Source organism: Neobacillus sp. CF12, from assembly GCF_030348765.1.
Lineage (GTDB): Bacteria > Bacillota > Bacilli > Bacillales > Cytobacillaceae > Neobacillus.
The window spans coordinates 3,953,139-3,968,216 of the sequence record NZ_JAUCEU010000007.1 but is presented as its reverse complement, the minus strand read 5'-3'; the positions used below and the strand labels follow the sequence as shown (position 1 = coordinate 3,968,216).

Here is a 15,078-nt window from a genome sequence, read left to right as displayed (position 1 = left end):
CACCGCTTATTTCAACAAATCCCCAACAAACTTAGGCAATACGAAGGCTGCTTTGTGCAGTTCTTTTGTGTAGTATTTGGTTTCGATTTCGTGGAAGCGGTCTTCGCTTACTTCTAATGGGTCGTATTCTTTGGATCCGATTGTGAATGCCCATAGTCCGCTTGGATATGTAGGGATGTTTGCTACATATAAGCGGGTGATTGGGAAGATTTCTCTAACGTCACGCTGCACATCGCGGATGAGGTCCGCTTTGAACCATGGATTGTCAGACTGCGCTACAAAGATACCATCTGCCTTTAACGCCTTAGAGATTCCTGCGTAGAATCCTTTTGTAAATAAGTTCACTGCTGGACCTACTGGCTCAGTGGAGTCAACCATAATCACGTCATATTCGTTTTCGCTTTTTGCGATATGCATGAAGCCGTCATCAACCTGAACATCCACGCGTGGATCATCAAGCATGCCAGCGATTTCTGGTAAAAACTTTTTAGAGTACTCAATTACTTTTCCATCAATATCAACAAGCGTTGCTTTTTTCACGCTAGGGTGCTTTAACACTTCACGAATAACACCGCCATCGCCGCCGCCGACAACTAACACGTTCTCTGGGTTTGGATGTGTAAACAAAGGAATGTGTGCAACCATTTCATGGTAAACGAACTCGTCTTTCACAGAGGTCATAACCATGTCATCTAATAGAAGCATATTGCCCCATTCTTCTGTTTCCACCATATCAAGCTTTTGAAATTCAGTTTGTTCCGTATGTAAAGTTTTATTTATCTTCATGGTGATACCGAAGTTTTCAGTTTGCTTTTCTGTAAACCAAATAGACATGTTTCATCTTCCTTCCAATTCCATATTTATTTATGCATTGATTATTATCAAATCATTCCATTTTTATAGTACCCAAACTATTGAATTACAAACATAAAGAAAAGTCTAGCATAATCTATCAAAATTTCTAGAAAAATTTTCTTTTTGCTAGTTTAAAAACGCAATTTTGTTTCAATACTGTTACTATGGCTTTTTGTAAAAAAATACAATTTGGCGAAGGAGGGTATTGCTGTGGAAGTAATGACGAATCATGGGTTTCGGAAAACGATAAAATATTTGCGGGCATTTATTATCATTAGTTTGATAGGCTTGGCTTGCATGCTGGTCGTTTTGCTCGGGATTCTCGGTTATGCCAAAATTCTTGGTGCGCCGCCGCTTGCTGTCCCGCAATCCACCTTATTCTTTGCCAATGACGGGACTTTAATTGGTGAGAGCAATAGCGGCCAAAAGCGATACTGGGTTCCCCTCGAAGAAATTTCACCAAATTTAATCAACGCAACGGTTTCCATTGAAGATAAAAACTTTTATGAACATAATGGCTTTGACTATAAACGAATTATGGGAGCCATTCTTGCTGATATCAAAGCAGGAGCAAAGGTCCAGGGTGCCAGCACGATTACCCAGCAATACGCACGGAATCTATTCCTCGAGCACGACAAAACATGGTCAAGGAAATTGCATGAGGCTTTTTATGCCATCCGGATTGAAATGAACTACTCGAAAGAAGAGATTTTGGAAGGCTACTTAAACACCATTTACTATGGCAGCGGAGCTTATGGGGTTAAAGCGGCCAGTCAATTTTATTTTGGAAAAAATGCTTCTGAATTATCATTGGCGGAAAGTTCCATGTTAGCAGGAGTTCCAAAAGGACCTAGTTACTATTCTCCACTGGAATCAATAGATAATGCAAAAAGGCGCCAAGGCATCATTTTAAACACAATGGTAGAAAACGGCTATATCAAGGAAGCAACAGCCCAAAAGGCAAAGGAAACTACCCTTACCTTTGTAGGTGAACATCCACATAAACGTGTGGAAGCAGCACCTTATTTTCAGGACGCTGTAAAAAATGCATTGAAAAACCAACTCAATCTTGATGAACGAACAATCGAGCTTGGGGGTTTAAAAGTTTATACAACACTTGATTTAAAGCAGCAACAAAATGCTGAAAAACAAATTGAGCAAACTATTGCAAACGGCTCAGAAATCCAAGTCGGTCTCGTCGCAATGGATCCGAAAAACGGACATGTCAAAGCGATGGTAGGCGGCCGCGATTATGAAATCAGTCCATTTAATCGGGCTGTTCAGGCGATTAGACAGCCTGGCTCCACGATTAAGCCGATACTTTATTATGCAGCACTGAGCCAAGGTTTTACCCCATCTTCAACAATGAGAAGTGAGAAAACCACCTTCAAATTCGATGATGGCCAAACCGAATATTCACCGCATAATTTTAACAACAAATATGCGGATGGAGAGATTACACTTGCGCAAGCGTTAGCGGTTTCGGATAACATTTACGCTGTTAAAACCCACCTTTTTATGGGTGCAGAGACACTAATTAATACTGTCAAAAAGTTTGGTATCTCCACGAAAATGGATAATGTCCCCTCACTAGCTTTAGGAACATCTGGTGTTCGGGTCATCGATATGGCGAATGCCTACAGTTTATTTGCAAATGGCGGGAAAAAGGTCAATCCGACACTGATTACAAAAGTAGAAGACTATAATGGAAATATTATTTTTGAAAGCAACCAAGAGCCAGAGAAAGTGCTAGATACAGCTAAAGCCTTTGTTATGACGCAAATGCTAACAGGGATGTTTGATAAAAAGCTGAATGGCTATGCAAAAGTAACCGGTAATTCCCTGATTGATGACATCACCCGTCCTTATGCTGGGAAATCCGGTTCAACAGAGACTGACAGTTGGATGATTGGTTTTACACCACAACTGGTCACTGCTGTTTGGGCCGGTCATGATGTGGGGAAACCGATTACCCTTACGGCCGAAAAAAGCTATGCGAAAAATATTTGGGCCAATTTTATGGAAGAATCGTTAAAAGGGAAGCCAGTCAAGGCATTTTCCCCGCCTAAAGAGGGTGTCATAGGCGTATACGTCAATCCGGAAAACGGCAAACTTGCCTCAAAGGATTGCCCTGTCCGCCGCTTTACTTACTTTGTTGCCGGAACAGAGCCAACAGAATATTGTACGGACCATTTAGAGCATAAAGAAGATAAACCGTCTAAAAAGAAAGAGGAAATTAAGGATCCTTGGTATAAGCGGATTTTTAAATGGGGTGCCTAAAATGAGAAAAGCTCCGGAGAAATGTCTCCGGAGCTTTCCTGCGTCCTAGTCTTACAGTGTTTTCACACTGCATATATTTTACAACTTTTTGCTAGAAATTGCTATTGTAAAAAATTTTTTATTCTACAGCTAATCCCTTTTTCAACTCTTCTTCTGAATTATTCCACATGTCTTGATTGTGATTTTGGAGAAAGTCGGATAATATTTTCTTCGATTTATCGTCCATATGATCGACGATGATATGACGCTTCAACGACTTATCCATTCTGTTGACGTGCTCTGGAAGTGATTTGTAGCCGCGGCGAATTTCTCGGTCAACGGTCATTTCACAGGCAGTCACTCCTGCATAATAGGGCCCCTCTTGTTTCCTGTCCACTGTCACCCACACAAGCCAGTATGGTTTAGCGTTGGGAACCTCTTCCTTCGTCTTAAGAAACTTAATTCCCTTCTCAACCACACTACGTGCATGCATCGCACCAACATCAATGACCGCGTCACCGGCATCCACATCAATAATAACAGGGGATACATTATCAAGGCTCAATGCGCCCTTGCCAAAGCCCTTGTGACCATCTGTCGGGTCAGGTTTTATTATATTAAAGCCAATTGGTTTTTTCTTATTTTCTTCCATTAAAACTCAAAACCTCCTATTTAGAAAAGCGTAAGCGCCTTGTCCAGGGGCGACAAGCATAAGACGAGCCGGCGAGAAGGTTGTTCTTTACCTTCTTGACGGATTGGCTTAGACCTGAGAGCCCCTAGGCGCTGCAGCTAGACAATATTAAAACATTTGAATAAAGTAATTATTTAATCCTTGCCATAGCCCACCGACAAAGTAATGAAAAAATGGCTGTATCGTGTATTGATCAAGAGGAGTAATGACCAAAATGAGAAACAGTAATACGCCATACTGTTCATATTGAGTCATTTTTGCTCTAATGTGGTTTGGTGCCAAATCCTCTATAATCCGGTAGCCATCCAAAGGCGGAAACGGCAGTAAATTAAAAACAAATAAAACAAGATTCAGCCAGTTAAAGACTCTCAGGAATTCATAAAGTCCCGAAAGATTCGGCCCAATTTCTGTTTGTGCTATTCCATATTGAATCGTAAAGCCAATTAACGCAAGAACTAGGTTACTAAGCGGTCCGGCTACAGAAACCAATACTCCTGCAAGGCGGGGCTTTTTAAAGAAAAATCGGTTAACCGGTACCGGGCGGGCCCAGCCAAAGCCAGCAATAAAAATTAAGATTGTACCGAATGGATCAAGGTGCTTCAATGGATTTAACGTCAAACGGCCTTGCTTTTGCGAAGTCATATCCCCGAACTTATACGCCACAAAGGCATGGGCAAATTCGTGGAACGTAAATGCAATCATTAACGTAATCGCAACGTAGGGAATTTCCCTTAGCGAATAGACAAAAAATCCTTCCAAATGGTTTCCCCTTCTCCTCTTTTTTCCTTTTAGTATACATGAAACTGGATATAAAATGAAAATGTTTGCTAAACTATCCATGTAGTTATCAAAGGGAGGAAAAAAACATGCCATACGTTACAGTTAAAATGCTTCCTGGTCGTACAGACGACCAAAAAAGAGCACTTGTCGAAAAAGTGACTGATGCTGTCAGTGAAACAACTGGGGCACCTAAAGAAGCGGTAGTTGTTTTTATTGAAGAAATGCAGAAAGAACATTACGGTGTTGCCGGCGTAAGAGCTAGCGACAAATAAAAGAAAAAGCTAAGCCCCATTTTAATGTCCAGCTTCAGCGCCTAGGGGCTCGGGGTCATAAGCCAATCCGTCAAGAAGGTTAAAAAACAACCTTCTCGCCAGCTCGACTTATGCCTGTCGCCCCTGTGCAAGGCGCTTCAGCTTTTCTTAATGGAGTTTAGCTTTTTCTTTTAAAGCCTCAATATAGGCATAAGCAAGGTCAATTTCTTCCTCTGTATACCGCTGGCTGCTTTTTAAAGTAAAGACTTTGTCCGCCACTTCCTCTTTCGATAGATTATCAAAATATAAAACAGTCGAAACAAGCTCAAGGAATCTAGCATTTTGGTCGTTCATGTCTTCTAGGCAATCTTGTAAAAACGGCATGTCCACTTCGTTTAAACTTAAAAACTCTTTTCCTGTGTCCGTCAGTGTATAGCGGTATTGAAAATAACCGCCCTTTTTCTCTTTGATTTCATTGAGGAAGCCCATATTGCAAAGTTCTTCAACACGCAATGTTAATTCCTCAGAATATGGACCATAAAAATGAAACTGAAACCGCTCGTGGAACGGAAAGCTCACCTTTTTTGCAATATATATCATCTTTTGCAGCTTTTTTCTCCCGATAATTTCTCCGGATACTAAAACAGCCTGCATCAGTTTGGCATGATCTTTTAACACTCTCGTCAGCTCCTACTCCAAGGTTATATCTCTAATAGGTCCCGAATTTGTTTTTTGAAAGTTGTTTCCGAGGATTCGTCCTCTAAGAAATCTGCTGGGTAATACAGCTTATGGTCCGTTCTCCGTTTCCCGGAAATCGCGTCCACAATCTCAGACTCTCTGGAAAGCTCCTTTAGTTCCCCATTTTTCATTAATAAATGAATCGGCAGACGTTCCTCTTCTTCACCAGGACGATAAAAGTCATAAGGCAAATCCGATGATGAATCGACAACTAAATAGTATTCCGGGTCAATCCCTGCTTTTTCAAAAAGACGCGTCAGTTCCGCCAGCTTTTTATATTCCTTCGCAGGATCAAATTCGGCATATTTAAATAAATTCCGATTCACAAACCGCTGGCAAAGGTCGCTTATAATCGAATCGTCTTCGTCTTGCCAGATTTGAAAATAATACATAATAATCGATTCATCCAACTTTAAATAGTCTGCTAATGTGACCTTATCGGTAAAGAAAGAATAGAAGTGAACCGGTTCATTTTTAAAAGAATAATTGTCTTCAAAAAGTTGCTTGGCGCGATGGAGGATTTTTGTCAAAATCACCTCAGCACTACGGGAGACAGGATGAAAATAGACCTGCCAGTACATTTGATAACGACTCATAATATAATCTTCAACCGCATGCATACCGCTTTTCTTAATGACCACCTGGTCTTCCTTCGGTCGCATGACGCGGAGAATTCGCTCCATATCAAATTGACCGTAGCTCACTCCGGTAAAATAAGCATCCCTTTGTAAATAATCCATCCGATCAGCGTCAATCTGGCTGGAAATTAAACTAACAACCAGCTTTTTAGCAGATGTTTTCGCAATAACTTCAGCTACTTGCTGCGGGAAATCAGGACTAACTTTTTTCAGAATAGAGTTGACCTCTGTATCTCCTAAAACGATTGATTGTGTAAAATCTTCATGGTCGAAGTCAAACACCTTTTCAAACGAGTGGGAAAATGGGCCATGGCCCAAATCATGGAGAAGGGCTGCACAAAGAGTTAGGAGACGATCCTCATCATTCCATTCTGGTCTTCCAGCAAACACATCATCGATGATGCGCCGGACAATTTCATATACTCCTAGAGAATGGTTAAAGCGGCTGTGCTCAGCGCCGTGGAAGGTTAAAAAGGTGGTACCAAGCTGTTTAATACGGCGTAGACGTTGAAACTCTTTCGTTCCGACCAAATCCCAGATCACACGGTCACGTACGTGAACATAGCGATGTACAGGATCTTTAAATACCTTTTCCTCACTCAGTTTTTCCGCCGAATATACCATTGCTTTCCCTCTTCCTCTATACTTTCTTCTATTATATCCCAATTTTCAGCAATTTTCCGCAGGATTTTTCGACAATGACATGAAAGAAAAATCACCTAAGTTCTCTGGACAAAGGTGATTATTTTAGCTTTTTATTTACTTTCTCCATTAATTCCTCTTCGGTTAGGGCAGCAACCGGACGGTTATTGACAAAGGCAAATGTTTTTTTCCGGCCAGGTCCACAATAAGATTGGCAGCCAATTTTTATTTCAGCTTGGGGATCCAATTCTTTCAAACGAGGGATTAATGTCTTTAGATTCACGGCCTGGCAATCATCACAAACTCGGAATTCATTTGACATTACTTCCACCCTTTCTTTAGCTATCTATCATTACTATTTTATCCAATATCATTACGGTTTAACTCCTTAGGTATTTTACAATTTCTTTCAAACCATTGCAAGTTGCTTTTCTTTTGAAATCCTTGTAACTCTTTCAGTTAAAAAAACTATTATCCTTGCAGACATTTTGGTATAAAGCTTGAAAAACTTGTCCATGATAAGACTAGAACTTTTAAAAACTCGTCAGGCGAGTACATGTAATTATAATTAGGGAGTTGAAAAGAATGAAAGTACGGCAAGATGCTTGGACAGATGAAGATGATCTATTGTTAGCTGAAACCGTCCTTCGCCATGTACGTGAAGGCAGTACGCAGCTAAACGCTTTTGAAGAGGTAGGCGACAAGCTAAATCGGACTTCTGCAGCTTGTGGATTCAGATGGAATGCGGTTGTACGCCATCGCTATGAAAAAGCATTGCAATTAGCAAAAAAACAGCGTAAACAAAGACAAAGAGTGTTAGGGAAAGACACAGGAGGAAAGAAAAAGTTATTATATAATCCTCCAGTACCAGCGACAGATGATTTTGAAACACTTTCAGCACCAATGGAAGTGCAAATGGAAGCTACTTACGAAATGCCAGATTTAACAACAGAGGCTGCAGTTGAATCATATGTAAAACCGCCGGTTGCACAGACTTATAGACCGAAGATGCCAACGGGAGCAGGACTATCACTTGATAGCGTCATTGATTACTTGCAAAACTTTAATCATTCCAATCTTCAAAATGAAGCATTAAAAAGTGAGAATGAAAGATTGAAGCGCGAAATTGCAGAATTACGCAGGCAAAATGAAGAAATGGCTGCAAAGATTGAAGGACTCGAGCAAAACACCGAAACGATCCAGGAAGATTACGAGACACTCATGAAGATTATGAACCGCGCTCGTAAGCTTGTATTATTTGAAGAAGAAGAAAGACCAGCTACTAAATTCAAAATGGACCGAAATGGGAACCTTGAAAAATTAGCTGAGTAGGTCAAAAAGCGAAAGGCGCCACGTCAAAGGGATAGGCACGAGCCCTTAGGCGCCGTTGCTAGACAAGAAGATTTTGGGAGAAGAACAATATCCTCTTAAAAAAGAGCCGTAAATCCAATAAGGGTTTACGGCTTTTTACATCGTATCTAATTTTTCATTTCGTTCTACGATTCTTTGGTAATAACCTGGGAGGAGTTGTAATTCAAGATCATTTAATTGTCCTGCATAGAGGTGGTCGCTGTGCTTTTTTAATTGATTTAATAGACGCAGCATAACATCCGAGATGGTGAAGCGTGTTTCCAATAGCTCTGATAGAGAAGCCATCACTTCAGGCACAATCTCCGGATAGGTGAACTTCGTCTGCTGCCCGTTTTTGGCAATTTCATAAAATTGTTTAATTAACTGGGCACGTTGGCTTCCGCTGCTATGCACACACAAATAAATTTGAACGGCGACACCTTTTTTGAGGCGGCGCTGCGATATACCGGCAAATTTTTTACCATCGATACTTAAATCATAGCTTCCCGGGCAATAGGATCCGACGATTTCCCGTGCTTCAATCCTTCTATTATACTCCGCAAACATATTTTGAACGAGCTGCCACATCGTATCGTATCCTCGGTTAATATCAATGCCCTTTTCACTCTCAGGTAAAATCAGCGAGATATTTAAGACCCCTTCATCTAGAACAACCGCTAAGCCGCCAGAATTGCGGACAATAGACTGATAGCCCTGAGCTTCGAGAAATTGCCTTCCTTCTTTTAAGAATGGCAGTTTGGTATCTTGTATCCCAAGTACGATGGTATTGTGATGAACCCACGTCCGAGCAGTTGCAGGGGCCTGTCCAGAGCCGACCGAGGCACATAATGTATCATCTGTACCAAATGACTGTAATGCATGAAAATGGCTGCCAATGGTGGACTGATCGATAATCCGCCATTCATGCTGCTGAAGTAAACCTTCCATATTGTAGTTCTCCTCAAAATAATAGTAAGCTTATTTTAGCAAAAAGAATCTTATTAAAACAGGTCCTTGGATTTCCCATAAAATGTATAAAAGTACAAAACACCTGAAAAAGTGTACAAAAGCACACTAAAAATGTCCAAAACCTATTTGAATTTGTACAAAACCTATTGAAAAGTGTACAAAACCCACGGAAAAATATCCAAAATCGAAAATACCTATTTTAAAAAGCCAGCCCAACCCTGGACTGGCTCCAAAAATCCTATTTTATCCCTTGCGCTGCAGTAATCAATGCCAACTTATAAACATCTTCTTCATTACAACCGCGTGATAGGTCATTTACAGGTTTATTTAACCCTTGAAGAATAGGTCCAACTGCCTCGAACCCGCCTAAACGCTGGGCAATTTTGTAGCCGATGTTTCCAGCTTCAAGGCTTGGGAAGATAAACACGTTTGCATCCCCTTGCAGCGGTGAATCTGGTGCTTTACTTTTTGCCACAGATGGAACAAATGCAGCATCAAATTGGAACTCACCATCGATTACTAATGATGAATCTCTACGCTTTGCTTCTTCAACTGCCCCTGAGACTCTTTCCGTTTCCGGAGACTTCGCAGAACCTTTCGTTGAAAAGCTAAGCATTGCAATCCGAGGCTCCATTCCAAACATATCAGCTGTCTTGGCACTTTCGATGGCAATTTCAGCTAAATCATTGCTGTCAGGTGCAATATTGATGGCACAATCAGCAAATACATATTTTTCGTCCTCGCGAACCATGATGAAGACGCCAGATGTTTTCTTCACGCCTTCTTTCGTTTTAATAATTTGCAGTGCAGGGCGTACCGTGTCAGCCGTAGAGTGCGCCGCACCGCTTACCAAGCCATCTGCTTTATTCAAGTACACCAGCATCGTGCCGAAGTAATTTTCATCTAATAAGATTTTTCGTGCGTCTTCTTCGGTAACTTTTCCTTTGCGACGTTCAACAAATGCTGCTACTAGTTCGTCCATAGCGGCATAGCTTGCTGGATCATAGATTTCAGCCGCCTCCAAGGAAACGCCTAGTTCTTGTGCCTTAGCCTGAACTTGTTCGATATTTCCAATCAGAATAGGCGTTAATCGCTTCTCTTCTGCAAGTCTGCCGGCAGCTCTGACAATTCGCTCATCCAATCCTTCTGGAAAAACGATTCTCATATCACGCCCTGATAATTTTTGTTTTAACCCTTCAAATAAATCAGCCACATTAAATCCTCCCTAAATAAAACTACTTATTTCAAGCATACTTTACCTGTTAAAAATTTCAACTAAGGTAGCGTTTTCATCTAAATGTTGTTTTTTTCAAAAAACTTCATACCTGTTTACTATTCACCTTTTTTCGAAAAATTATCCATGGTGGTTTATTCGAGCGTGTCTTGGTCAAACTATGATATAGTAAAGATTGTTAATAAGAAGAATGATTATTTAGGAGTGATTTTAATGAGTGAAGCAGCTCAAACGCTTGATGGCTGGTATTGTTTGCATGATTTCCGTACGGTTGATTGGACAACTTGGAAGATGCTCTCAAGTGATGAACGTCAATCGGCCATTCACGAGTTTTTAAGTCTAGTTGAAAAGTGGAATCACACGCAAGAACGTAACGAGGGCAGCCATGCTTTATATACAATTGTTGGACAAAAAGCTGATTTCATGATGATGATCTTACGCCCAACAATGGAAGAACTAAACGAAATCGAAACAGAATTTAATAAAACGAAATTAGCAGAATTCACAGTTCCAGCTCATTCTTATGTATCAGTGGTTGAACTAAGCAACTACTTGCCTGCTGGTGAGGATCCATATCAGAATCCACAAATTCTTGCTCGTTTATATCCTAAGTTACCAAGAACGAAGCATGTTTGCTTCTATCCAATGGACAAGCGCCGTCAAGGCAGCGACAACTGGTACATGCTTCCGATGGAAGAGCGCCGTAACATGATGCGCAGCCACGGAATGATTGGCCGTACATATGCAGGAAAAGTGAAACAGATTATTACAGGCTCTGTTGGCTTTGACGATTACGAATGGGGCGTCACGCTTTTTGCTGAAGATGTTCTTCAATTCAAAAAGTTAGTGTATGAAATGCGTTTTGATGAAGTAAGTGCACGCTTCGGTGAATTTGGTGCTTTCTTTGTTGGAAACCTATTAGAAGAAGAAAGTGTATCTCGCTTCTTACACGTTTAATCTTTGAAAGTTCTCAGCTTTTGCTGAGGACTTTTTTTGTAGACTTCCTAAGTCATATTTCCCCTTTCCTCCTCATACTAATAAAACAGCGAGTCTTAAGTTTTAGCTCCAAATCATCTCACAACCGTGGGTTCACCGATTGTCACCATTTAGGGCTTAAAGGAGTATGTATAGACTGTTGGGCCATTTACTTAGTCATTTTTTAGGAGGGGAAAAGATGAATCAATATTATAATCAACAAGGGTATCAGCCCTATCAAGTGAGACAAGGAGCAGCAACTCCATTTCAGCAGGGGCAAGGATTTTTTCCTGGCGGGCAGCAACAAGGCTTTCCACAGTTTCCACAACAAGGAATACCATCAGCGCCTCCTGTATCAGCACAACAGCAGCCAATGCTGCCAATTGAGCAATCGTACATCGAAAATATTTTACGATTAAACAAAGGAAAGTTAGCCACCGTTTATGCAACCTTTGAGGGCAACAATCAATGGAATGCTAAGAAATTTGTTGGTATTATTGAAGCGGCAGGAAGGGACCATGTTATTTTAAGTGATCCGCAGGTTGGAACACGTTTCCTCATCCCGATGGTGCCGATCGACTACATTACGTTTGATGAAGAAATTGAATATGAATATCCGTTTGCAGCCGGAGCGCCAGCTTTAGGTACTTATCCGCCAAGATAATAATAAAAGGCATTGGAACCCAATTCCAATGCCTTTTTGCTATTTTATAAATCTTTCACAGTCCCAATAATCATTAATACCCATCCTGCTAAGAAGCAAACGCCCCCAAGCGGTGTTATCGCACCCAAAACTCCAATTTTCGTTAAAGTTAAAACATAGAGACTGCCGCTGAAAAGAATGATTCCGACAAGAAACAACCATCCAGACCAAGTAAAGAATGAACTAACCTCAACTTTACCTAGCAGCAACCCAAGAACTAGCAATCCAGTTGCGTGAAACATTTGATAGGTGACACCTGTTTTCCAAATGTCTAGATAATAGGGATCCACCTTATCCTTTAGTCCATGTGCTCCGAAAGCTCCAAGTGCAACAGCTAAAAAAGCGTTTATAGCGCCAATGATAATAAAAGTTTTCATAAATTTCCCCCTCTTTCATGTTTAGCTCCAGCGCCATGGCGCTTCCGCATATCATTTAGAAGTCAAACAGCGAATCGCCGTTTGCTTCGTCTTCCATTTCTAGTTTTTTAGGCTGATTTAGTGATACCGGCTGTTGAAAGGTTGGCTGGATTGGTACAGGCTGGTAGACTGTACCAGGTACAGTAGTTGGTGCCTCCTGTTGCCCCTGTTTGTCATCTAGTATCAACTCGCATAATATTTTAATAGAGTAAACTTTTTCTCGCAAGTTTTCTTTCTTTGTGCTGCTTTTCGCTAATTTTAATTCCTCTTCCATTTTTGAAAGTAAATTATCCACTGAAATATTCACCTTTAATTAACTCCTCTATGTCAATCTCTCTCTCATCATACCAAATTCCTCCTCCAATTAAAAATTCGACACCCTTCATTGTTTCACGTGAAACATGTAAGTTTTTGTCATAATAGAAAAAACCCGCACCATTAAGGTACGGGTTTTGTCTAGCTACAGTGCCTAGCCCCTCGAGGTCACTTCCATGCGGATGAAGTCAAAGTGCAGACTTCACCCACATGCCCTCCAGTGCTTGTCGGGGCTGAACAAGGCACTTCCGCTTTTCTTTTTATCCTAAAATTCTTTGATAAATGGATTTGGCATGAGTTAAATCCTTTGTTCCATGAATAAGCGCACGACCATCGTTAAAAATAACCATCCGCTCGCTGCCCATTTCTACAGAAAGAAGATACGGATTTCCTTTTACAGCATATCCAAGTGTACTAAGTTGTCCCGCTAACTTCTCTAGCGATATCCCGCCTTGCGTTGAGGGACGAATTTGCACCGTATCCCGGCCGCATAAAACAGTGGTTTTTGTCATATTTTCCTGTTCTAAGTATGGATAGGTCCTTTCCTCGCCACAGGATAAACAGCCGGCAAATTTGGCTTTGCCCATTTTCAAACTCGTATATTGGTTGCGCCATAAGTCAAAGCTGACAAACGATGTTCGAACGGCAGCCCAATCCTCGACGAGCATTTTAAGCGCTTCTGCACTTTGATGGGCAATAACCATTTGGACCGCAGGCGAGATTATTCCGCCAGTATCACAGGTTAAGCCCTGCATCGGGATGGTTCGTAACAAACAATTTAAGCACGGTGTCTTTCCAGGAATAATCGAAAAACTCATTCCATAACTGCCGACACATGCTCCATATATCCAAGGTATATTATACTTTTGTGAAACATCATTTATCGCCATCCGCGTTTCAAAGTTATCGGTGGCATCGATAATGATGTCGACATCCTTCACTAAATCCTCGAGCATAGGCGGAGTGGCATCACCAATGATCGCTCTAATCTCAACATCTGCGTTAATTGCCTTTAGCCGTTTCCCAGCAGCAGCAGCCTTTGGAAGCTTTTCCGTCACATCCTCTTCGGTGTAGAGCTGCTGGCGCTGCAGATTGCTTTCCTCGACATAATCTCGATCAACAATCGTCAGTCGGCCTACCCCGGCCCGAGTGAGAATCTCTGCATTCCCTGAACCAAGGGCCCCGGCCCCAATCATTAACACATGCTTCGAGCGAATTTTCTCCTGTCCATCTTTTCCGATTCCTGGAAAGAGGACCTGTCGTGAATATCGTTCGTTCATCCTGTATTCCCCTTCCAAAATCGCTTTATAACTTGAGGTTTGCTCGGGGGGTGCTTACCATCCGAGAGTAAACTTCGCTTATCCGAGAGTAATCCTCGCCATCCGAGAGTAATCCCTGCTATCCGAGAGTAATCCCTGCTATCCGAGAGTAAATCCTCGCTATCCGAGAGTAAATCCCTCTTATCCGAGAGTAAATCCTCGCTATCCGAGAGTAAATCCCGCTTATCCGAGAGTAAATCCTCGCTATCCGAGAGTAACCCCCCTAATCGCAGACTTTACCTCTGCTCATCCCCCGCTGACCGGCGGGATAAAGGCTATTTCATCACCTTCTTGAATCACTTCGTCGTCTTGAGCGAACTCTTCGTTGATAGCAGTCATAACGGTATCTAATTTTGGCAGGTCGTAATTGGCAGCCAATTCTGCTTTCAAATCTCCAACAGTCTTGCCTGCAGCGTCTACCCGAAGAAACTCTTCCCCTACTGCATCACGCAAATGAGCAAAAAATAATACTTTATTCATCTAAATCGCCCTCCTCTGGCTTTCCGCTAGGATAGGCAACTGTTTCGAGCTGGTTGCCCATCCACTCTTCGCCATCTTCCCAATGTTCTTTTTTCCAAATAGGGACGATTTCTTTAATCCGCTCAATCGCATAACGATTGGCATCGTAAGAATCGGCACGGTGAGCTGTAGAAACAGCAATCACAACCGCAATATCGGTGATATCCAATCGGCCAACTCGATGAGTAATCGCAACCTGAGAGCCTGCCCAGCGCTCTTCAATTTCCCGGCCGATTTGTTCGAGCTTTTTCACAGCCATCGCTTCATAGGCATCGTAAATTAAGAATAGCGTCTTTTTCCCTTTTGTTAATTCACGAACGGTTCCAATAAAGGTAGTAATCGCCCCGGCATTTCGCTGAACGACCTTATCTATTACAGATTGTATATCAATCGGTTCTTTTGAAATTTGAAAATTCATCTTAAG

18 protein-coding genes are annotated in these 15,078 nt (G+C 41.6%); 5 read left to right on the top strand and 13 right to left on the bottom strand.

The window, feature by feature from the left end; translation table 11 throughout:
- Window positions 1-6: 6 nt before the first annotated feature.
- Window positions 7-834, bottom strand: a complete 828-nt coding sequence (gene speE, locus QUG14_RS18960) for a spermidine synthase (RefSeq protein ID WP_289342002.1) — start codon at window positions 832-834, stop codon at window positions 7-9.
- A 231-nt stretch (window positions 835-1,065) separates the two neighbouring features.
- Between speE and QUG14_RS18955 the strand changes: the two genes are divergently transcribed.
- The gene (locus QUG14_RS18955; protein WP_289342001.1) at window positions 1,066-3,135 is read left to right on the top strand and encodes a transglycosylase domain-containing protein; all 2,070 of its coding nucleotides are present in this window, start codon (window positions 1,066-1,068) and stop codon (window positions 3,133-3,135) included.
- 118 nt (window positions 3,136-3,253) lie between these two features.
- Here the strand turns inward: QUG14_RS18955 and QUG14_RS18950 are convergent, their stop codons facing one another.
- Window positions 3,254-3,766 (bottom strand): YwhD family protein, encoded by a 513-nt coding sequence (locus QUG14_RS18950; protein WP_289342000.1) that lies wholly within the window; start codon window positions 3,764-3,766, stop codon window positions 3,254-3,256.
- Window positions 3,767-3,913: 147 nt separating this feature from the next.
- Complete coding sequence (locus QUG14_RS18945) at window positions 3,914-4,564, bottom strand: site-2 protease family protein (RefSeq protein WP_289341999.1); 651 nt, start codon at window positions 4,562-4,564, stop codon at window positions 3,914-3,916.
- A 107-nt stretch (window positions 4,565-4,671) separates the two neighbouring features.
- Between QUG14_RS18945 and QUG14_RS18940 the strand changes: the two genes are divergently transcribed.
- The gene (locus QUG14_RS18940; RefSeq protein ID WP_045515968.1) at window positions 4,672-4,857 is read left to right on the top strand and encodes a 2-hydroxymuconate tautomerase; all 186 of its coding nucleotides are present in this window, start codon (window positions 4,672-4,674) and stop codon (window positions 4,855-4,857) included.
- Window positions 4,858-5,004: 147 nt separating this feature from the next.
- Here the strand turns inward: QUG14_RS18940 and QUG14_RS18935 are convergent, their stop codons facing one another.
- From QUG14_RS18935 to QUG14_RS18925, 3 genes are all read right to left on the bottom strand, one after another.
- A complete protein-coding gene (locus QUG14_RS18935; protein ID WP_289341998.1) occupies window positions 5,005-5,514 on the bottom strand; it encodes a YwgA family protein in 510 nt (169 codons plus the stop codon).
- A 23-nt stretch (window positions 5,515-5,537) separates the two neighbouring features.
- Entirely contained in the window at window positions 5,538-6,836 is a 1,299-nt protein-coding gene (locus QUG14_RS18930) for an HD domain-containing protein (RefSeq protein ID WP_289341997.1), read from the bottom strand.
- A gap of 118 nt (window positions 6,837-6,954) precedes the next feature.
- Window positions 6,955-7,176 (bottom strand): YuzB family protein, encoded by a 222-nt coding sequence (locus QUG14_RS18925; protein WP_289341996.1) that lies wholly within the window; start codon window positions 7,174-7,176, stop codon window positions 6,955-6,957.
- A 263-nt stretch (window positions 7,177-7,439) separates the two neighbouring features.
- Between QUG14_RS18925 and QUG14_RS18920 the strand changes: the two genes are divergently transcribed.
- The gene (locus QUG14_RS18920; protein WP_289341995.1) at window positions 7,440-8,186 is read left to right on the top strand and encodes an RsfA family transcriptional regulator; all 747 of its coding nucleotides are present in this window, start codon (window positions 7,440-7,442) and stop codon (window positions 8,184-8,186) included.
- A 135-nt stretch (window positions 8,187-8,321) separates the two neighbouring features.
- Here the strand turns inward: QUG14_RS18920 and lipL are convergent, their stop codons facing one another.
- On the bottom strand, window positions 8,322-9,152 hold the full coding sequence (lipL, locus tag QUG14_RS18915) for an octanoyl-[GcvH]:protein N-octanoyltransferase (protein ID WP_289341994.1): 831 nt from the start codon (window positions 9,150-9,152) through the stop codon (window positions 8,322-8,324).
- Window positions 9,153-9,411: 259 nt separating this feature from the next.
- Entirely contained in the window at window positions 9,412-10,386 is a 975-nt protein-coding gene (gene pta / locus QUG14_RS18910) for a phosphate acetyltransferase (RefSeq protein WP_289341993.1), read from the bottom strand.
- 234 nt (window positions 10,387-10,620) lie between these two features.
- Here pta and hemQ point away from each other — a divergent pair, with 234 nt between their 5' ends.
- Both hemQ and gerQ read left to right on the top strand, forming a co-directional pair.
- Window positions 10,621-11,364 carry a hydrogen peroxide-dependent heme synthase gene (hemQ, locus tag QUG14_RS18905; protein ID WP_289341992.1) on the top strand — a complete coding sequence of 248 codons (744 nt, stop codon included), beginning with the start codon at window positions 10,621-10,623 and terminating at the stop codon, window positions 11,362-11,364.
- A gap of 217 nt (window positions 11,365-11,581) precedes the next feature.
- Window positions 11,582-12,046 (top strand): spore coat protein GerQ, encoded by a 465-nt coding sequence (gene gerQ, locus QUG14_RS18900; RefSeq protein ID WP_289341991.1) that lies wholly within the window; start codon window positions 11,582-11,584, stop codon window positions 12,044-12,046.
- Between the two features lie 44 nt (window positions 12,047-12,090).
- Here gerQ and QUG14_RS18895 read toward each other — a convergent pair whose 3' ends face one another.
- From QUG14_RS18895 to QUG14_RS18875, 5 genes are all read right to left on the bottom strand, one after another.
- Entirely contained in the window at window positions 12,091-12,462 is a 372-nt protein-coding gene (locus QUG14_RS18895) for a DUF423 domain-containing protein (RefSeq protein WP_289341990.1), read from the bottom strand.
- Between the two features lie 55 nt (window positions 12,463-12,517).
- A complete protein-coding gene (locus QUG14_RS18890; protein ID WP_289341989.1) occupies window positions 12,518-12,808 on the bottom strand; it encodes a YwdI family protein in 291 nt (96 codons plus the stop codon).
- Window positions 12,809-13,076: 268 nt separating this feature from the next.
- On the bottom strand, window positions 13,077-14,096 hold the full coding sequence (locus tag QUG14_RS18885) for a thiazole biosynthesis adenylyltransferase ThiF (protein ID WP_289341988.1): 1,020 nt from the start codon (window positions 14,094-14,096) through the stop codon (window positions 13,077-13,079).
- Window positions 14,097-14,381: 285 nt separating this feature from the next.
- Window positions 14,382-14,615, bottom strand: a complete 234-nt coding sequence (moaD, locus tag QUG14_RS18880; protein WP_289341987.1) for a molybdopterin converting factor subunit 1 — start codon at window positions 14,613-14,615, stop codon at window positions 14,382-14,384.
- Window positions 14,608-15,072, bottom strand: a complete 465-nt coding sequence (locus QUG14_RS18875) for a molybdenum cofactor biosynthesis protein MoaE (protein WP_289341986.1) — start codon at window positions 15,070-15,072, stop codon at window positions 14,608-14,610. Before QUG14_RS18875 ends, moaD begins: the two co-directional genes overlap by 8 nt.
- Window positions 15,073-15,078 lie beyond the last annotated feature (6 nt).

Bases quoted from the DNA above. Each gene is read 5' to 3' on its own strand.
- speE (WP_289342002.1), bottom strand. From the start codon at position 834: ATGTCTATTTGGTTTACAGAAAAGCAAACTGAAAACTTCGGTATCACC.
- QUG14_RS18950 (WP_289342000.1), bottom strand. From the start codon at position 3,766: ATGGAAGAAAATAAGAAAAAACCAATTGGCTTTAATATAATAAAACCT.
- QUG14_RS18940 (WP_045515968.1), top strand. From the start codon at position 4,672: ATGCCATACGTTACAGTTAAAATGCTTCCTGGTCGTACAGACGACCAA.
- QUG14_RS18930 (WP_289341997.1), bottom strand. From the start codon at position 6,836: ATGGTATATTCGGCGGAAAAACTGAGTGAGGAAAAGGTATTTAAAGAT.
- QUG14_RS18925 (WP_289341996.1), bottom strand. From the start codon at position 7,176: ATGTCAAATGAATTCCGAGTTTGTGATGATTGCCAGGCCGTGAATCTA.
- QUG14_RS18920 (WP_289341995.1), top strand. From the start codon at position 7,440: ATGAAAGTACGGCAAGATGCTTGGACAGATGAAGATGATCTATTGTTA.
- lipL (WP_289341994.1), bottom strand. From the start codon at position 9,152: ATGGAAGGTTTACTTCAGCAGCATGAATGGCGGATTATCGATCAGTCC.
- hemQ (WP_289341992.1), top strand. From the start codon at position 10,621: ATGAGTGAAGCAGCTCAAACGCTTGATGGCTGGTATTGTTTGCATGAT.
- gerQ (WP_289341991.1), top strand. From the start codon at position 11,582: ATGAATCAATATTATAATCAACAAGGGTATCAGCCCTATCAAGTGAGA.
- QUG14_RS18895 (WP_289341990.1), bottom strand. From the start codon at position 12,462: ATGAAAACTTTTATTATCATTGGCGCTATAAACGCTTTTTTAGCTGTT.
- QUG14_RS18885 (WP_289341988.1), bottom strand. From the start codon at position 14,096: ATGAACGAACGATATTCACGACAGGTCCTCTTTCCAGGAATCGGAAAA.
- moaD (WP_289341987.1), bottom strand. From the start codon at position 14,615: ATGAATAAAGTATTATTTTTTGCTCATTTGCGTGATGCAGTAGGGGAA.
- QUG14_RS18875 (WP_289341986.1), bottom strand. From the start codon at position 15,072: ATGAATTTTCAAATTTCAAAAGAACCGATTGATATACAATCTGTAATA.